Origin of the sequence: Dokdonella ginsengisoli, assembly GCF_042652785.1 — a bacterium.
Taxonomy (GTDB): domain Bacteria; phylum Pseudomonadota; class Gammaproteobacteria; order Xanthomonadales; family Rhodanobacteraceae; genus Dokdonella_A; species Dokdonella_A ginsengisoli.
The window spans coordinates 406,727-422,551 of the sequence record NZ_JBHSHD010000010.1 but is presented as its reverse complement, the minus strand read 5'-3'; the positions used below and the strand labels follow the sequence as shown (position 1 = coordinate 422,551).

Below are 15,825 nucleotides of genomic sequence, written 5' to 3'. Positions count from 1 at the left end.
CTCGAAGCACGACAGTCCCGCACACCCGCGGCGTCCGCCGCATCCCTGCATCGGAGCCGACCATGGCCAAGCCCAAACTGAAGAACCGCACGAACGCCGAAACCAACGCCGCCGGCGACGCCCGCCGCGTCGGCAAGACCGTCATGGATTCCGCACAGCAGATCTGGCTGGCCGGCCTGGGCGCGTTCGCCAAGGCGCAGTCCGAAGGCACCAAGCTGTTCGAGTCGCTGGTGAAGGAAGGCGCCGCGCTCGACGCGAAGACGCGCAAGTTCACCGAAGCCAAGGTCGACGAAGCGCGCGGCAGCATCGAGCAGACCATCGGCCAGGTGCGCGAGCGCAGCCAGGAAACCTGGGACAAGCTCGAGAAGGTGTTCGAGGACCGCGTCTCGCGCGCGCTCGGCCGCCTGGGCATCCCCAGCCACGAGGAACTCTCCACGCTGACCAGGCGCGTCGAGGAACTGTCGCGCGAAGTGCGCAAGCTCGGCACCAAGCCGGCGGCGAAGAAGGCGCCGGCCAAGCGCGCCAAGTAAGCCCCAGCAAGCCGTCACCGGGGCCGGCGTTCGCGAAGCGGACGCCGGCTTTTTTTTCGCCCGCTCAGAACGGCGGCGCGTCGCCCTTGGCCAGGCCCGAGTGGCGCACGTCCTTGCCGCGCACCAGGTACAGCACGAACTCGCACAGGTTCTTGCAGCGGTCGCCGATGCGCTCCAGCGAGCGCGCGCACCACAGCCGGTCCAGCTCGACCGGAATCTGTTCCGGCTGCTGCTGCATGCGCGCCACCAGCACCGCGAACAGGCTGCGGTAGGTTTCGTCGATGCGCCGGTCGCGGCGCATGACCTCAAGCGCGAGGTGCTCGTCGAAGCGCGCGAACGCGTCCAGCGCGCCGCGCAGCATGCCGCGCCCGAGCAGGCCCAGTTCGCTCAGCGCGCCGGTCACCTCGGTGCCGCCCTCCTCGCCGACCAGCTTCTCCGCCATCTTGGCGATGCGCTTGGCCTCGTCGCCGATGCGCTCCAGGTCGGCCAGCATCTTCATGACCGCCAGCACCAGGCGCAGATCCGACGCTGCCGGCTGCCGCCGTGCCAGGATGAAGGCGCAGCGTTCGTCGATCGCCAGTTCCGCCGCGTTGATCTGCCGCTCGCGCTCGCGGATCTCGGCCAGGGCCGCCGCGTCGCGTTCGACCAGGATGTGCAGCGCCGCGGCGATCTGTTCCTCGACCAGTCCGCCCATGGCCAGCACCTGGCGGCGCACGTCCTCGATCTCGCTGTTGAACTGACGAGAAATGTGCTGGTTGAGATGCAGGCGGTCCATGGAATCGGGAATCGGGAATCGGGAATCGGGAATCGGGAATCGGGAATCGGGAATCGGGAATCGGGAATCGGGAATCGGGAATCGGGAATCGGGAACGAAGATGTAGGGCGACCGGATTGTCGTCAAGGATCATTGCAGCGCGTAGAAGTCGATGCGGGCCGCATCGGCGGTTTTCGATACCCCGTTCGCGATTCGCGCATTCAGCCGTAGCGTCCGGTGATGAAGTCCTCGGTCTGCCGCTGACCCGGATTGGTGAACAGCGCGTCGGTGTCGCCGAACTCGATCAGCCGGCCGCCGTGCAGGAAGGCGGAGAAATGCGAGACCCGCGCCGCCTGCTGCATGTTGTGCGTGACCAGCAGCAGCGTGTAGCGCTGCGCCAGCTCGTGCAGCAGTTCCTCGAAACGCAGCGTGGCCGCCGGATCGAGCGCCGAGGCCGGCTCGTCGAGCAGCAGGATTTCCGGTTCGACCGCGATCGCACGCGCGATCACCAGCCGCTGCTGCTGGCCGAGGGACAGCTCCAGCGCGCTGTCGTCCAGCCGCGTGGCGACCTCGTCCCACAGCGCGGCGAAGCGCAGCGCCGCCTCGATGCGCTCGTCGAGTTCGCGCCGGCGCCGCACGCCGAGCAGGCGCAGGCCGTAGGCGACGTTGTCGTGGATCGACAGCGGGAACGGGTTCGGCTTCTGGAACACCATGCCGACGCGGCGGCGCAGGTCGTGCACCAGCGTGTCCTTCGCGTACGCGTCGGTGTCGCCGACGCGCACGCCGCCGGCGACGCGCGCCTCGGCGATCTCGTCGTTGAGCCGGTTCAGGCAGCGCAGCAGGCTCGACTTGCCGCAGCCGCTCGGCCCGATCAGCGCGGTGATGCGGCGCGCCGGCACGTCCAGGCTGATCTCCGACAGCACCTGCCGCGGGCCGTACCACAGCGACAGCGACCGGGTGCTCAGCGCGACCTCGGAAGCGTCGACGACGGAAGACGGCGCGGCCGGCAGCGGCGCGGGTTCGGGCACGGCATTCAAATCAGTTCTCCAGCGCGGGATAGCGATGGCGCAGGCGGTTGCGCAGCAGGATCGCCGACAGGTTCAGCGCGACCACCACGGCGACGAGCAGTCCCGCGCAAGCATACGCCCGCGGCACGCCGCGGATCGCGTCGGGACTGGCGAGCGCGGCGTCGTAGACGGCGAAGCCCAGGTGCATGAACTGCTGCGACGGATGCAGGTACGGGAACGTGCCGTCGAGCGGCAGCGCCGGCGCGATCTTGACCACGCCGACCAGCATCAGCGGCGCCACCGCGCCGGCCGCGCGCGCGACGGCGAGCACCAGTCCGGTCAGCAGGGCCGGCCGCGCCGCCGGCAGCAGCAGCTGCCACAGGGTTTCGTCGCGCGTCGCGCCGAGCGCCAGCGAGCCTTCGCGCAGGCTGGACGGAATGCGCGACAGTCCTTCCTCCACGCTGACCACGACCACCGGCAAGGTCAGCAGCGCCAGGGTCAGCGCCGCCCACAGCAGGCCGCCGCTGCCGAACGTCGGCAGCGGCAGGCGGTCGGCGTAGAACCAGCGATCGATGCCGGCGCCGATGCCGTGCACGAACAGGCCCAGCCCGAGCACGCCGTAGACCACCGCCGGCACGCCGGCGAGCTGGTTGATGGCGCCGCGCACCAGGCGCACGCCGAAGCCGCGGCGCTGGTGCAGGTAGATCGCGGTGGCGACGCCGAGCGGCATCGCCACCAGGCTCATCAGCAGCACCAGGATCACCGTGCCGATCAGCGCCGGCAGCACGCCGCCGGCGAGGTTCGACGCGACCGGCGCGCTGCCGAGGAAGTGGCCGATCTCGCGTACGAACGCGTCGATGCGCGCGAAGAAGCCGAGCGCGTTCGGCTGCAGGCGCGTGCGCTCGGCGGCACCGCCCGCCTGCGCCAGCAGCGCGTCCGCGTCCGCTTCGCCACGGGCGTACAGGCGGCGTCCGTCGTCGAGCGCGACCACGACCGCGTCGGCTGGTTGCGAGCGCGCGACGATCTCCTCGATCGCCACGCGCCGGTAGCCGCCGCCGATGCGCTCGAGTTCGCTGGTGCGGATCGCCAGCGCTTTCGCGTCCGCGGCCACGATCTCGCCGAGCGGCGCGCTGCCGTCGCGCAACTGCAGCTGGCTGACCGGCGCCGGCCAGAACGGCGCGAAGCCGGCACCGAGCAGCACGCCGAGCAGGCCGAGCATGACGGCCAGCGCGACCGCCGCGCAGCCGGCGATCAGCCAGGTGCCCGCCTGGTCGAGCCGGCGCCTCACGCCGCCCCTCCGCTGCCGCGCAGGCGGCGGCGCAGACGCTCGCGCACGACGTCGGCGCACAGGCTCAGCAGCATGGTCAGCACGAGCAGGGCCAGCGCCGCGAGCAGCAGGCTGCGATAAGCCTCGCCGTGCGGTGCCGCCTCGGGCAGGCCGAGCGCGAGTTCGGCGCTGATCGAACGCAGCCCGAGCAGCGGATCGAAGCCGCCGATCGGCGTGTTGCCGCTCGCCATCAGGACGATCATCGTCTCGCCGAAGCAGCGCGAGACGCCCAGCAGCGCGGCGGCGAGCAGGCCCGAACCGGCCGCCGGCAGCAGCACGGTGGTCAGCGCCTGCCAGCGCGTGGCGCCGAGCGCGAACGCCGCCTGCGACTGCGCGCGCGGCACCAGGAACAGCGCGTCCTCGGCCACCGAGAAGACGGTCGGCAGCGCGGCGACGCCGAGGGCGAGGCCGATCAGCATCGCGTTCCACGGCGTCGGCGGCGCGATGAGGGGCGTTTCCTGCCGCGCGGCGATCGCCACCGCCAGCGCCGCCACCGCGACGAGCGCAGGCAGCAGCCACAGCGGCAGCCAGCCGGCGCGGCGCACGCGCGCGCCGAAGGCCATGCCGGCCGCAAGCAGCGCGACCGGCACGATCGCGATCAGCGCGAGCACGGTCGCCACGTGCTGCTTCAGCCACGGCGCCAGCGTCGCCGCGGCGACCAGGCCGAACACCACCGTCGGCACCGCGTCGAGGATCTCCAGCGCCGGCTTGATCCACGCGCGCAGCCGCGGCGCCGCGTAGTGGGCGGTGAACATCGCGGTCGCCAGGCCCAGCGGCAGCGCCACCGCGATCGCGCACGCGGTCGCGCGCAGGGTGCCGGCAAGCAGCACGCCGAGCCGCGCGCCGGCGCCGTCGGGCAGGTTCGACCACGGCAGCAGCGCGCCGACCAGGTACAGCGGGATCGCCAGCAGTCCGGTCAGCACGATCGCGGTTCCGGCCCACACGAAACCGCCGCGCAGCCGCTCCAGGCGCGCGCGCCGGCGCGCCGCGGCCAGAACGAGGTCGCGGCTCAGGAAACGATCGCAAGTGACTGGATTGCCGGGCATTCGTGCACGCTAGGTCCGAATTGTGACAGTAACGTTACGGCCACCGACGGGACTGTCATCGAATCGCCACGCCGACGCAATACGCGCTTCAAGCAGGCAGCCCAGCCTGCGCGAAACCACCGGACCCGTATGCGCATGCGCGTCGCCATCGTCACCGAAACCTGGCCGCCCGAGATCAACGGCGTCGCGTTGACGGTGCAGGCGCTCGCCCGCGGCGTGGCCGGGCTCGGCCATACGGTCGAGCTGGTGCGTCCGCGCCAGCTGGAGGAGACCGCGGAAACCGCCGACGGTTTCGACCAGGTGCTGCTGCCGGGCGCCTCGCTGCCGCGCTACCCCGGCCTGCGCTTCGGCCTGCCCGCGCACCGTTCGCTGCAGCGGCGCTGGTCCGGGCGCCGGCCCGACGTGCTCTACATCGCCACCGAAGGGCCGCTCGGCCTGACCGCGCTCGGCGCCGCGCGCCGGCTCGGCATTCCGGCCTGCACCGGATTCCACACCCGCTTCGATGATTTCGCCGCCCACTACGGGCTCGGCTTCCTGACGCCGGTCGTGTTCGCCTACCTGCGCCGCTTCCACAACCGCGCCTCGGCGACCCTGGTGCCGACCGCGGAACTGGCCACCTTCCTCGGCGGGCACGGCTTCCGCAACGTGCGCCTGCTGCGCCGCGCGGTCGACACCGCGGTGTTCGATCCGGCCCGCCGCGACGCCGCGCTGCGCGCGTCATGGGGCGCCGCGCCAGACGATCCGGTGGTGGTTCACGTCGGCCGCCTGGCGCCGGAAAAGAACCTCGACCTCGCCGTGCGCGCGTTCCGCGCGATCCAGGTGCGCCATCCGCGCGCGCGCTTCGTCATCGTCGGCGACGGGCCGGCGCGCGCCGCGCTCGCCGCCCAGCACCCGGATCTGATCTTCGCCGGCGTGCACCGCGGCGACGACCTCGGCCGCCACTACGCCTCGGGCGACCTGTTCCTGTTCCCGAGCCTGACCGAAACCTTCGGCAACGTGACGCTCGAAGCGCTCGCCAGCGGCGTGCCGGTGGTGGCGTTCGACTACGGCGCCGCGCACGAGCACATCCACGACGCGCTGGCCGGCACCTGCGTGGCGCTGGGCGACGAGACCGCCTTCGTCGACGCCGCGACCGCGCTGGCCGACCGCGTGGCGAGCGATGCGGCGCCGCTGCGCCGTGCCGCACGCGATGCGGTGGCGGCCCTGAGTCCGGCCAGCGTGGCGACCCATTTCGCCGAACTGCTCGGCGAACTTGCGATGCGGAGGGCGGCAGCATGACGACCTGGCAGCGACTGGAAATCGGCAGCGGCGAACGCCGCCTGTGCCTGGCGATGAACCGCTGGGGCGCGCGGCGCGCGCTGACCCGGTTCTTCCGCGTGATCAGCCGCCTCGGCGACGGCGTGTTCTGGTACGCGCTGATGGCCCTGCTCGCCGCGTTCGGCGGCACGCGCGGCCTGCACGCGGCGATCCACATGGCCGCGGTCGGCGTGATCGCCGCCACGCTCTACCGCGTGCTCAAGCGCTGGACGCGCCGGCCGCGGCCGTTCCGCTCGCACGCCGACATCACGCCGTACGTCGCGCCGCTGGACGAATTCAGCTTCCCCTCCGGCCACACGCTGCACGCGGTTAGCTTCACGCTGATCGCGCTGGCCTACTTCCCGCTGCTGGCGCCGCCGCTGATCGCCTTCACCGTGCTGGTGGCGATGTCGCGCGTGGTGCTCGGCATGCACTATCCGAGCGACGTGCTGGCGGCGACGCTGATCGGCTGCGCGCTGGCCGGCTCGTCGCTGTGGCTGGTGCCGGCCAGCTGGCTGGCGTGAAACCGGCCGGCGCGCCCGCGACCGGGCGCGTCGGCGGCCCGATCAGAACTTGCCCTTGAGGCCGAAGCCGCCGTAGAAGCTGCTGCCGGCCCCGGCCTTGTTGCGCACTTCCACCTTGGCCCAGAAGTTGTCGGTGAAGTTGTACTGCACGCCGACGCTGGTGTTGGACGCGCCGTTCGCGGTCCAGTCCTGGTGCGCGATGACGTCCACCGACTTGACCGAAAGCTTGCCGTCCAGCGAGACCGCCTTGGTCTGGAAGTTGTAGCCCGCCTTCACCTCGACCGACCGGTCCAAACCCTTGAGCACGGCGTCGGCGTTGACGGCCATGTTCGGCGTGCCGACAGCGGTCAGGCCGAGGCCGAACTGCACGCCGGGAACCTGCGCCGGCACCGACTTGACCGCTTCGTCCTGCGCCGGCGTCGCCAGCACGCTGTTGTAGGTCGCCGTCACGTCCAGGCTCGGAACGCCGGTCTTCTTCGGCGCCGCCGCGTCGTGCAGCACCGCCGAAACGGTCACGCCGTCGCCGGCGGCGAGCATGCCGGGGTTCTTCATGGTGATCGTCACCGACGGCTTGTCGGCATCGACCGTCTGGCTGAAGGTCGGGCCCAGCTCGCCGAGCGAGGTCTTCGGATCGACTTTCGGGCGGCCGTCGAGGGTCGCCGGCGAATTGGCGATCGAGAACGAACTCTCGGCCGGCGCCGTCTCCGACGCCGACGGCGAAAAGCCGATCGCGGCGGCCGACTCGGCCGCCTTCTGCACCGCCGCCGTGGTCTGCGAGATCGCCGACATCTGCGCCTGCATCGACATCGGCGTCGTCACGTTGGCGCTGGTCAGGCTGTCGACCTGGTCCTGCGTCGGGCCGGTCGGATTGGGCGCCTCGGACGAGTAATGCGCCTCCGGATGCGCGCGCGCACTGTCTTCCGAGGCCTGCGCCGACGCGGCCGTGCCGCTTGCCGGTGCCGACGCCTGCGCCGTCCCGGCCGCCGATGCGCCGCCCGCGTCGGCCGACCCGGCGCTGTCGGCGCCGCGCGTGTCGTGCGTGTCGTTGCTGCCGTGAACGTTCGCGCCGCCGCCCGCTCCGGCGCCGCCTACACCGCCTGTCGAATCGCTCATGACTCGCCTCCTGATCGCGTGAACCGGATTGGCCGCGGATGCGCGAAGCCGGCCTCGGCCGCCTCGTCGCAGAATCGCCCAGTTACGCTACTCCCCCGGATGTAAACGTTTACATTCGAGGAAACCCTAGCTCGGGTTTGCCCCAGGGCGAGTTCGCCGTGGACGAGAAGCGCTGATGGCGCAGGATTCCCCCTGCGCTCCTTCGCGCAGCGGAAAATGCACGTGGACGACGGGCAGCGCTGCTGCGCGCAAGGTTCGCGCCGCTCCAACTTCGCCGGCGCACGACCGCGCAGACGCCGAGGGCGTCGAGGCTTCCTAGAGCGTTTCGACGCGCGCGCGCACCACCGCCGGCCGCAGCTGCGCGAACCAGTCGTTGGCGTTGGCGACCTGCGCCTCGCGCTTGAACGCATCGAGCGCGGCGAGGTCGAGTTCGGCGATCGCCCAGTCCTCGCCTTCTCGCGCGCGCGCGAGCACGCCGTCGGACGGAAAGCCGCGGTCGATCGGCGTGTAGAGCGCGGCCGCGCCGGTGTTGACGTCGAGCGCCGGACTCCACTGCGCCACGCCGGCGGTCACCGCGCAGGCGACGTAGACCTGGTTCTCCAGCGCGCGCGCCTGGCAGCCGACGCGCACGCGGCTGGCGCCGGCGTCGGTGTCGGTGCAGCTCGGCACCAGGATCACGCGCGCGCCGGCTTCCACCTGTGCGCGCGCGTAGAGCGGAAATTCGACGTCGTAGCAGACGTCGATGCCCATGCGGCCGAAGTCGGTGTCGAACACCTTCAGTTCGTCGCCGGGCTCGATCATGCCGGCCGAGCGTTCGAAGCCGGTCAGGGTCAGCTTGTCCTGGAACGCGACCTTGCCGTCCGGCGAGACGAAGTAGGCGCGGTTGCGGTAGCGCCCGCCGCCGACGTCGAGCAGGAAGGTGCCGGCGACGAGATGGACCGCGTGCCGGGAGGCCAGCTCGCGCGCAAGCGCGAGGTAGTCGTCGTGATGCGCCTGCAGTCCGGCCAGCGAACGCGCGAAGTCGCTGCGCGTCGCGGCGTCGAGCGTGGCGGCGGCTTCCAGCGCGAGGTACTCGGGCAGTACCAGCAGCTGCGCGCCGGCCTTCACCGCTTCGGCCACGCGCGCGGCGACACGCTCGCCGAAGGCGGCGAAGTCCGACGGCGCGCCGATGCCGTACTGCGCGGCGGCGATCTTCAGCTTCATGCCCGCTCCAGCTCGCGCAGCCAGAAGCGCAGGCGATGGCAGCTCGGACCGTCGCTGCCGATCTCCTGCCACTCCAGGCGGCAGAACATGTCGTCCTGGCGGCGGTAGCCGCGCTTGTTCCAGAACACGTCGTTGGCGCGGAAATCCGCGGGCCGGCGCGGATCGTCCTCGCCGCGCTCGACCGCGCAGAACGCGGTCATCGAGAACCGCTCCAGCTGCCGCGCGTAGCCTTCGCGCTCGTCGAAGAAACGATGACCCAGGCCGTGGCCGCGGTATTCCTTCAGCAGCACCGATTCGCCGAAATAGAAGACGTCGGCCAGGGCGATGCCGCGGTCGAGGAACGGCTGCTGGAACGCCGAGGTCTCGTCGGTCAGCGGGATGCCGGTCGAGGCGCCGATCACGCGCGGGCCGTCGAAGGCGAGCACGAACAGGCTCTCCGGCGACTGCGCGTAGGTGGCCAGATAGTTCTTCTCGTATTCGTGGTCGCCCGAATACAGATACGGCCAGTCGCGGAATACCGCGATGCGCAGCTCGGCCACCGCGTCGAGGTACGGCGCGACGGCGGCGCCGGCGTAGGTCTGCACGTCGATCATCCGGCTACGTTAGCCGTTCGGATCGCCCTGCGCAAAGCGGCGCGTGGTCGCGCCCGCAGCCCTTCGCGCCGCGCCCTCGCCCGCCACCAGGCCGCTGGCGAAGCAGGCGGTCAGCAGGTAGCCGCCGGTCGGTGCCTCCCAGTCGATCATCTCGCCGGCGACGAACACGCCGGGCAGCGCGCGCAGCATCAGCGATTCGTCCAGCGCATCGAAGCGCACGCCGCCGGCGGTGCTGATCGCCTCGTCCAGCGGGCGCGGCCGCAGCAGGGTCAGCGGCAGCGACTTCAGCGTCGCGGCGAGGCGCTCCACGTCCTGCCAGTCGTGCCTGGGCAGCGCCTCGTAGAGCAGGCCGGCCTTCACCCCGTCGATGCCGGCGCGGCGGCGCAGGTGCTCGCCGAACGAGCGGCTGCCGCGCGGCTGGGCAAGATCGCGCGCGAGCCGGGCGGCGTCGCGGCCCGGCACGAGATCGAGCCGGATCGTGGTCGAACCGTGCCGCGCGATCGCCTCGCGCAAGGGCGCGCCGAGCGCGTAGATCAGGCTGCCCTCGACGCCGTTCGCGCCGACCACGAACTCGCCCTGGCGGCGGATCGAGGTGCCGTCCTCACTACGCCAGTGGATCACCACCGGCTTCACCGGCGCGCCGGCGTGGCGCGCGGCGAAATGCGCGCTCCAGGCCACGTCGAAGCCGCAGTTGGCCGGCTGCAGCGGCGCCAGCGCGACACCGCGCGCGGCGAGCGCGTGCGTCCAGCTTCCGTCCGAACCGAGCACCGGCCAGCTGCCGCCGCCGAGCGCGAGCACGGTCGCGCCGGCGTGCACGCGCACCTCGCCGCCCGCTTGCTCGAACCGCAGCGCGCCGGAATCGTCCCAGCCGAGCCAGCGGTGGTTGACATGGAAGCGCACGCCGCTCGCGCGCAGGCGCCGCAGCCAGCCGCGCAGCAGCGGCGCCGCCTTCAGATCGGCCGGGAACACGCGCCCGGAACTGCCGACGAAGGTCTCCACGCCCAGTCCGCGCGCCCACTCGCGCAGGGCGTCGGCGTCCAAGCGCGCGAGCCAGCGTTCGACTTCGCGCGCCCGTTCGCCGTAGCGCGAAACGAACGCCTCGAACGGATCGGAGTGCGTGAGGTTGAGCCCGCCCTTGCCGGCGATCAGGAACTTGCGCCCGACCGAGCCCATGCGGTCGTACAGGTCGACCTCGACGCCGGCCGCGCGGGCGACCTCGGCCGCCATCAGGCCGGCGGGTCCGCCGCCGACGACGGCCACACTGGAAACGCGTTCTGCCATGGTGACGCGACGCGTGACGCATCGCAGCGGCGACGCGTCACGCCACTCCTCGGGCGACTGGCGAAAGCGCGATTATGCCGTCGATCAGCCGCCGTCGAAGCCGTCCTCGAAGAGCTTGTCCTCCGCCACGTCGGCGATGTTCACCCACTGCAGCGACACCGTCATCGCGCGACCGTCGCTGCCGCGCAGCGACCAGTCCGTCGCGTCGAGCTGCGGCGGACCGAAGGTGCGGTTGATGTAGGTGGACTCTTCCGAGTCGAACAGCGCACCGGCGGCATCGGACAGCGACAGCTCCACGCTCTGCCCGTCCGTCGCCACCGCGGCCGGCGACAGCTCGACGCCGTCGGCACGCGGATCGTCGTTGCGGATGCGCAGGAGCGCGCCCGCGCCCGACAGGGTCTCGGTGGCCGAATGATGCGAGAAATCGACCGGATCCTGGTAGCGTGCGGTGAGCCGGAAACTGTCCGGCGCGACCGTGTAGACCGCTTCGTGTCCCGGCACCACCGTGCTGCCGTCGGAGGCGAAGCGCAACGTCATCGACACCGCGGCGCCGACCGGATAGCCGGCGAACGGCCCTTCGGCCAGGTCGTTGGCGGCGATGCTGCCCTGCGCGGTGAGGATCGTCTCGCGCGGCGCCGCATCGTGGAAGTCCATGATCCAGGACACGACGTAGCTCTGCGTCGGATCGATCGCGATGCCGCCGAGGATCTTGCCGTCGCTGCTGATGGAGCTGGCCGAGATCAGGAACATGCCGTCCGGGATCGTGATGCCGTGCGCGGGCGCGTAGTCGCTCAGCAGCACCATGCCGTCGGCCGGCGTCCAGATGAAGGCCTGCTGCACCTGGCCGTCGCCGGTGTTGCCGACGATGATGCTGCCGTCGTCGCTGACGCCGAGCGGATTGGCCTGCGGCGCATAGAAGAAGCCGTCCGGCCGCGGCGAGCGCTCCGCATGCGGGCGCACCGGCGGGCGCAGCCGCGCGAACGCCTCGCGGATGCCGCGCTCGGGCGGCGGCGCGATGATGCCGATCGGCTGCAGGCCGGTCGCCGCGCTCCAGCGCCAGCCCTGGCTCATGACCGGGTCCTCGGTGTAATAGCCCTGCCCGACCACGACGCTGCCGTCGCGATTGCTGCCGAAGGCCTCGCCCGGCGGCGAGCCGAAGGCGTCGCCGTACGGTCCGGGGTTGTGCAGGTCCATCGGCGTGCCCTTGACCCAGATCACGCCGGAACGGTAGCCGCTGGGCTGGTCGTTCCAGCCGTAGATCGTCTGCCCGTTCGCGCTGATGCCGTTGGCGCGCGAGAACGTGTCGGGGCGGTTCACCGCCAGCCGGCTCATGCCTTCGGCCGCGCTCCAGCGGAACGCGATCGCGTTGCCGGACGGATCCCGCGCCAGGCCGACGACGACGCCGGTGTCGGAAATGCCGTAGGCCTGGCTGTAGAAGCGGTCCTGCGGCGCGGAGCCGGGAAAGGCGCCGATCAGGAACGGCCCATTGGCTTCGGAATCGGAATAGGCCAGCGCCGCGACGATGTTGCCGTCGACGTCGGTGGCCGAGCCGGCGATCGGCTGCGCCCAGGAGGTCATGCCCATGCCCGAGCCGAACGCGAGGTTCTCGCTGCCCGCACCCTTGCGCCAGCGGAACGCGCCGGCGAAAACGTCGGTGACGTACGAGCCGGTGGCGATGCGGCCGTTGCGCGAGATCGAAGACAGATATCCGTTCTGCGCATCGTCGAGGGTGGTGAGCGTGCCGGCGGTGGCCGCGGCGCAGAACAGGGCCGGGATCCACCCGGCCCAAACGGAATGACGCATGCCTCTCTCCTTCAGAATATCGGGCGCCGGCGCCGGTGACGGCGGATCCGGACGGAGGGGACGGCGCATGGCGACGACCGGAACGCAGGCATCGTGGCCGCGCCGGGCCGGCACGGACCATTCGCGCTCCATTCGGGATCGATTCGGGATCCGTTGGCGCGCAGCGGCCCGGGGCCGCCGGCGCCGCGCCGCTCAATGCGCGGACGCCTCGCGCGCCGACACCGCGACGGCGGTCGCCTCGGCGGGGATCGGCCGCTCGCCGGCCAGTTCGCGGGCGCGGGCCAGCGCCGTCTGGCGCGCCGCGTCGCGCCCGCGGGCGGCATAGAAGCGCGCTTCCAGCACGGCGCAGGCGAAATCCTGCCCGGACCAGCGCGCAATCCGGCCGACCTCGACTTCCGCCGCGTCCAGCTCGCCGACGGCGATCAGCGCACCGGCGTGGTCGATCGCGACCTGGGCGACGTCGGCCGGCACGCCGCCGGCGTCGGCCAGCGTGCGCGCGGCGTCGAATTCGCCGCGCCAGCCGCTCTCGACGAAGCGCCAGGCGACGTCGGCACGCGCGAGCTGCGCCAGCGTCGGCGCGCGACCGCCGGTCTGCGCGGCCCAGGCCTGGAAGGCGGCGGCCTGCGCGGCGGCGCCGGCGCGGTCGTTCGTCCTGGCCAGCGCGCGCACCTGGGTCAGCCAGGCATCGGCGCGCAGGCCGGCGTAGCCGGCGTCGGTCAGCACGGCCACCGCGGACGCGGCCAGTTCCGCGGCGCGCGCGTCGTTGCCGCCGTCCAGCTCGATCCGCGCCAGCGGCACGGCGGCGGCCGCTGCGGTCACGTCCGCCGGGTCGGGGTTCGCCTCGCGCAGGCGCTGCAGCGACGCCCTCGCCTCGCCCAGCCGCCCGACCGCCGACAGCGCCCGCGCGCGTGCGATGGTCAGCGAGTCCTTGGTCGAGACGTTCCCGACCCGCTCGGCCAGCGCGGCCGCGGCATCCGCGGTGGCCGAAGCCGCCGCGCCTTCGAGCAGTGCGAGGCGGCTGCTGATCTGCCCGATGTGCGCGAACACGGCTTCGTTGAGTGCTCCCCAGCGCGCGAAGCCGTCGGCGGCGGCGGCCAGTTGCGGCAGGGCCTGCGCCGGCCGGCCGCGGTCGAGATCGAGGAAGCCTTCGTTGGCATCCACGCGGATCAGCGCGCGCGCATCGTTCGCCTCGCGGAACGCGACGCGTGCGCGCGCATAGTCGGCCGAGGCGTCCTCGAATCGCCGCTGCATGGCCGCCGCGCCGGCGCGGCCGAGATAGGCCTGGCCGAGCTGTTCCGGCTCGGCCTGTCCGGCGAGCAAGGCACCGGCCTGCGCGAAGGCCTGTTCGGCCTGCTGCGGACGATCGCTGCGGATGGCGACCGCACCGAGCCCGTTGAGGATGCTCGCGCGCAGCACCGGCGCGGTCGACGCCGGGGCGTCGGCGAGCAGTCCCTCCAGGCGCTTTTGCGCGGCGTCGACGTGGCCGGCGCGGAAATCGATCTTGGCCAGGCGCAGCTGCAGCTCCGGCGAATGCCGGTCGACGGACGCCTGCTCGATCAGGCCGCGCGCCGTGTCCGGGTCGTCGGCGAGGATCGCGGCGTCGATGCGCTGCAGCAGCTCCGACTGCGGTGCGGGCTCGCCCTTGCGCGGCGGCGAGCTGCGTCCGAGCGCGACGAGCAGACGATCGGCGGCCTCGCGCGCCGCTTCGGTCGCATCGCGCGCCCTGGCCTGCGCGGAAAAGCGCTGCCCGGCGCCGTCGTCGGCATCCAGGCTCACCTCCCAGGCGTCGCCGCGGCGGCTGACGCGCGGCGATACCTGCAGCCGGAACGCGGCCGCCTCGCGCAGCGAACCGGCGCGATGCGCCGGCGGCGCGTTCAGCAGGGCGATGACGTTCTCGCTCGGCACCGTCGGCAGGCCCGAGCCGCGCAGCCGCGTCGCCACGACGTCCATGACGCCCAGGCGCATCCAGGCCCATTCCGCGCCCGGCTCGACCGCGGCCGGCATCACCGCGGCGGTTTCCGCCGGCGCTGCCGGCATCGCCGCCGGCGGCGCGGAGTGGCGCCCGCGCTGCACGAGCGCCACGGCAACGACGGCGACGAGCGCGGCAAGCACGGCCGCCAGCGCCGGCCGTGCCAATGGGCGGGTGCGACGGGGCGGCGGCGCAGGCGCCGGCGGATCGTCCACCTCGACGGCTTCGGCCGGTTCCAGCGTGCAAGCCGGCGCGGCGATCGCCGCGTCGGCGTCATCCTCCGCCATCCGCAGCGGCGCGACCCAGCGATAGCCGAAGCGCGGAATCGTGCGCAGAACGTGCGGATCCTTGCCGTCGTCGCCCAGCTCGCGCCGGATCCGCAGCACGGTCTGGCCGAGCAGGGTGTCGCTGACCTCGGTCCGGCCCCACACGGCCGCGACCAGCTCGTCGCGGCCGACCGCGCGATCGTGCCGCGCGATCAGGTAGGCAAGGCAATCGAACACGTGCGGCGGCAGGGCGACGAGCTGGTCGCCGCGCCACAATTCGCGCGCGACGGGATCCACCCGGAACTCGCCGAAGCGATAGACCGGACGTGCCATCGGCGCCTCCCCCCGCCGGCTGCCGATCAGCCGCCGACCTGGGCGATCCAGTCCTGCAGGTTGTAGTAGTTGGTCACGCGCGCGATGCGGCCGCCGCGGATGTCGAAGAAGGCGCCGCCGGGCAGCACGTACTTCTGCCCGTTCGCCGCCGGCAGGCCCTCGTCGTCGGCCTTGTAGGTGCCGTGCACGACGTATTCGGCCGCGGCGCGGGCGCCGTCCGGCGCGGACGACACGACGATGTTCTCCAGCCGCTCGGCGTAGCTGCGGTCCATGCGCGCGAGGAACGCGCGGAACGTCTCGCGCCCGACTTCGCGCGGCCCCTGGTTGAGGTCGTGGGCGACGTCGTCGGTCAGGTGCGCGAGCATGCTTTCCCAGTCGCCGCGGTTGAATGCGGCGTAGTAGCTCTCGATCAGGGCGATCGTGTCTTGCGCGGACATGGCGGCGACCTCGGCGGATGGAATGGCCCGCCATGGTAGCAACCTCGCGCCGCGCCGCGCCGTCTGCGGCATCGGGTCGCGGCCGGTCGCGCCGGCGTCACCAGAACGCGCGCGACACGTGCAGCGCCTGGAAGGCCCAGTACAGGCCGAAGGCGTTCCAGAACAGCTTTTTCAGACCGCGCGCGACCAGCCAGGCGACGACGAGGGCCAGCACGGCCGGCAGGTAGCGGTCGAGCAGCTCGCGCTGCGACGGCGACAGACCCGGAATCGAGATGTTCATGGCGCTTCCTCCCGCACCTCCAGCGGTGCGGGAGCATCGTCGCGATCGGCGACGCCCACGGGC

The 15,825-nt window shown here is 72.3% G+C and carries 15 protein-coding genes; 3 read left to right on the top strand and 12 right to left on the bottom strand.

All coding sequences use genetic code 11. The annotated features are described in order from the left end of the window. Window positions 1-62 precede the first annotated feature (62 nt). Window positions 63-530, top strand: a complete 468-nt coding sequence (locus ACFO6Q_RS14115; protein ID WP_380021744.1) for a phasin family protein — start codon at window positions 63-65, stop codon at window positions 528-530. 64 nt (window positions 531-594) lie between these two features. On the opposite strand, the gene phoU is transcribed toward ACFO6Q_RS14115, so the two are convergent. The 4 genes from phoU to ACFO6Q_RS14095 form a co-directional block, all read right to left on the bottom strand. Beyond that, window positions 595-1,305 (bottom strand): phosphate signaling complex protein PhoU, encoded by a 711-nt coding sequence (gene phoU / locus ACFO6Q_RS14110; protein ID WP_380021743.1) that lies wholly within the window; start codon window positions 1,303-1,305, stop codon window positions 595-597. A 200-nt stretch (window positions 1,306-1,505) separates the two neighbouring features. Beyond that, window positions 1,506-2,312, bottom strand: a complete 807-nt coding sequence (pstB, locus tag ACFO6Q_RS14105; RefSeq protein ID WP_417323385.1) for a phosphate ABC transporter ATP-binding protein PstB — start codon at window positions 2,310-2,312, stop codon at window positions 1,506-1,508. A 10-nt stretch (window positions 2,313-2,322) separates the two neighbouring features. Beyond that, the gene (locus ACFO6Q_RS14100; RefSeq protein ID WP_380021742.1) at window positions 2,323-3,579 is read right to left on the bottom strand and encodes a PstA family ABC transporter permease; all 1,257 of its coding nucleotides are present in this window, start codon (window positions 3,577-3,579) and stop codon (window positions 2,323-2,325) included. Continuing rightward, window positions 3,576-4,664 (bottom strand): ABC transporter permease subunit, encoded by a 1,089-nt coding sequence (locus ACFO6Q_RS14095; RefSeq protein ID WP_380021741.1) that lies wholly within the window; start codon window positions 4,662-4,664, stop codon window positions 3,576-3,578. The genes ACFO6Q_RS14100 and ACFO6Q_RS14095 overlap by 4 nt, the downstream gene beginning before the upstream one ends. 135 nt (window positions 4,665-4,799) lie before the next feature. On the opposite strand from ACFO6Q_RS14095, the gene ACFO6Q_RS14090 reads away from it, so the two are divergent. Together ACFO6Q_RS14090 and ACFO6Q_RS14085 are read left to right on the top strand one after the other, a co-directional pair. Continuing rightward, window positions 4,800-5,942, top strand: a complete 1,143-nt coding sequence (locus tag ACFO6Q_RS14090) for a glycosyltransferase family 4 protein (RefSeq protein WP_380021740.1) — start codon at window positions 4,800-4,802, stop codon at window positions 5,940-5,942. Then, on the top strand, window positions 5,939-6,484 hold the full coding sequence (locus ACFO6Q_RS14085) for a phosphatase PAP2 family protein (protein ID WP_380021739.1): 546 nt from the start codon (window positions 5,939-5,941) through the stop codon (window positions 6,482-6,484). The genes ACFO6Q_RS14090 and ACFO6Q_RS14085 overlap by 4 nt, the downstream gene beginning before the upstream one ends. 42 nt (window positions 6,485-6,526) lie before the next feature. On the opposite strand, the gene ACFO6Q_RS14080 is transcribed toward ACFO6Q_RS14085, so the two are convergent. From ACFO6Q_RS14080 to ACFO6Q_RS14045, 8 genes are all read right to left on the bottom strand, one after another. Continuing rightward, window positions 6,527-7,597: a hypothetical protein gene (locus tag ACFO6Q_RS14080; RefSeq protein WP_380021738.1), complete on the bottom strand. Its 1,071-nt coding sequence runs from the start codon at window positions 7,595-7,597 to the stop codon at window positions 6,527-6,529. Between the two features lie 315 nt (window positions 7,598-7,912). Further along, window positions 7,913-8,794: a carbon-nitrogen hydrolase family protein gene (locus ACFO6Q_RS14075; protein WP_380022210.1), complete on the bottom strand. Its 882-nt coding sequence runs from the start codon at window positions 8,792-8,794 to the stop codon at window positions 7,913-7,915. Between the two features lie 2 nt (window positions 8,795-8,796). Further along, a complete protein-coding gene (locus ACFO6Q_RS14070) occupies window positions 8,797-9,393 on the bottom strand; it encodes a GNAT family N-acetyltransferase (protein ID WP_380021737.1) in 597 nt (198 codons plus the stop codon). A gap of 9 nt (window positions 9,394-9,402) precedes the next feature. Beyond that, window positions 9,403-10,674, bottom strand: a complete 1,272-nt coding sequence (locus ACFO6Q_RS14065) for a TIGR03862 family flavoprotein (protein ID WP_380021736.1) — start codon at window positions 10,672-10,674, stop codon at window positions 9,403-9,405. An 84-nt stretch (window positions 10,675-10,758) separates the two neighbouring features. Then, the gene (locus tag ACFO6Q_RS14060; protein ID WP_380021735.1) at window positions 10,759-12,477 is read right to left on the bottom strand and encodes a hypothetical protein; all 1,719 of its coding nucleotides are present in this window, start codon (window positions 12,475-12,477) and stop codon (window positions 10,759-10,761) included. Between the two features lie 192 nt (window positions 12,478-12,669). Beyond that, window positions 12,670-15,045, bottom strand: a complete 2,376-nt coding sequence (locus tag ACFO6Q_RS14055) for a winged helix-turn-helix domain-containing protein (protein WP_380021734.1) — start codon at window positions 15,043-15,045, stop codon at window positions 12,670-12,672. Window positions 15,046-15,071: 26 nt separating this feature from the next. Further along, window positions 15,072-15,482, bottom strand: a complete 411-nt coding sequence (locus ACFO6Q_RS14050) for a ketosteroid isomerase-related protein (protein WP_380021733.1) — start codon at window positions 15,480-15,482, stop codon at window positions 15,072-15,074. 97 nt (window positions 15,483-15,579) lie between these two features. Continuing rightward, window positions 15,580-15,762, bottom strand: coding sequence for a hypothetical protein (locus tag ACFO6Q_RS14045; RefSeq protein WP_380021732.1), 183 nt, complete (start codon window positions 15,760-15,762; stop codon window positions 15,580-15,582). Between the last annotated feature and the right edge of the window lie 63 nt (window positions 15,763-15,825).

What these genes read in the sequence shown, in the direction of transcription:
- ACFO6Q_RS14070 (WP_380021737.1), bottom strand. Translation starts at nt 9,393, where the DNA reads ATGATCGACGTGCAGACCTACGCCGGCGCCGCCGTCGCGCCGTACCTC.
- phoU (WP_380021743.1), bottom strand. Translation starts at nt 1,305, where the DNA reads ATGGACCGCCTGCATCTCAACCAGCACATTTCTCGTCAGTTCAACAGC.
- ACFO6Q_RS14085 (WP_380021739.1), top strand. Translation starts at nt 5,939, where the DNA reads ATGACGACCTGGCAGCGACTGGAAATCGGCAGCGGCGAACGCCGCCTG.
- ACFO6Q_RS14095 (WP_380021741.1), bottom strand. Translation starts at nt 4,664, where the DNA reads ATGCCCGGCAATCCAGTCACTTGCGATCGTTTCCTGAGCCGCGACCTC.
- ACFO6Q_RS14055 (WP_380021734.1), bottom strand. Translation starts at nt 15,045, where the DNA reads ATGGCACGTCCGGTCTATCGCTTCGGCGAGTTCCGGGTGGATCCCGTC.
- ACFO6Q_RS14050 (WP_380021733.1), bottom strand. Translation starts at nt 15,482, where the DNA reads ATGTCCGCGCAAGACACGATCGCCCTGATCGAGAGCTACTACGCCGCA.
- ACFO6Q_RS14115 (WP_380021744.1), top strand. Translation starts at nt 63, where the DNA reads ATGGCCAAGCCCAAACTGAAGAACCGCACGAACGCCGAAACCAACGCC.
- ACFO6Q_RS14045 (WP_380021732.1), bottom strand. Translation starts at nt 15,762, where the DNA reads ATGAACATCTCGATTCCGGGTCTGTCGCCGTCGCAGCGCGAGCTGCTC.
- ACFO6Q_RS14060 (WP_380021735.1), bottom strand. Translation starts at nt 12,477, where the DNA reads ATGCGTCATTCCGTTTGGGCCGGGTGGATCCCGGCCCTGTTCTGCGCC.
- ACFO6Q_RS14065 (WP_380021736.1), bottom strand. Translation starts at nt 10,674, where the DNA reads ATGGCAGAACGCGTTTCCAGTGTGGCCGTCGTCGGCGGCGGACCCGCC.
- ACFO6Q_RS14080 (WP_380021738.1), bottom strand. Translation starts at nt 7,597, where the DNA reads ATGAGCGATTCGACAGGCGGTGTAGGCGGCGCCGGAGCGGGCGGCGGC.
- ACFO6Q_RS14090 (WP_380021740.1), top strand. Translation starts at nt 4,800, where the DNA reads ATGCGCGTCGCCATCGTCACCGAAACCTGGCCGCCCGAGATCAACGGC.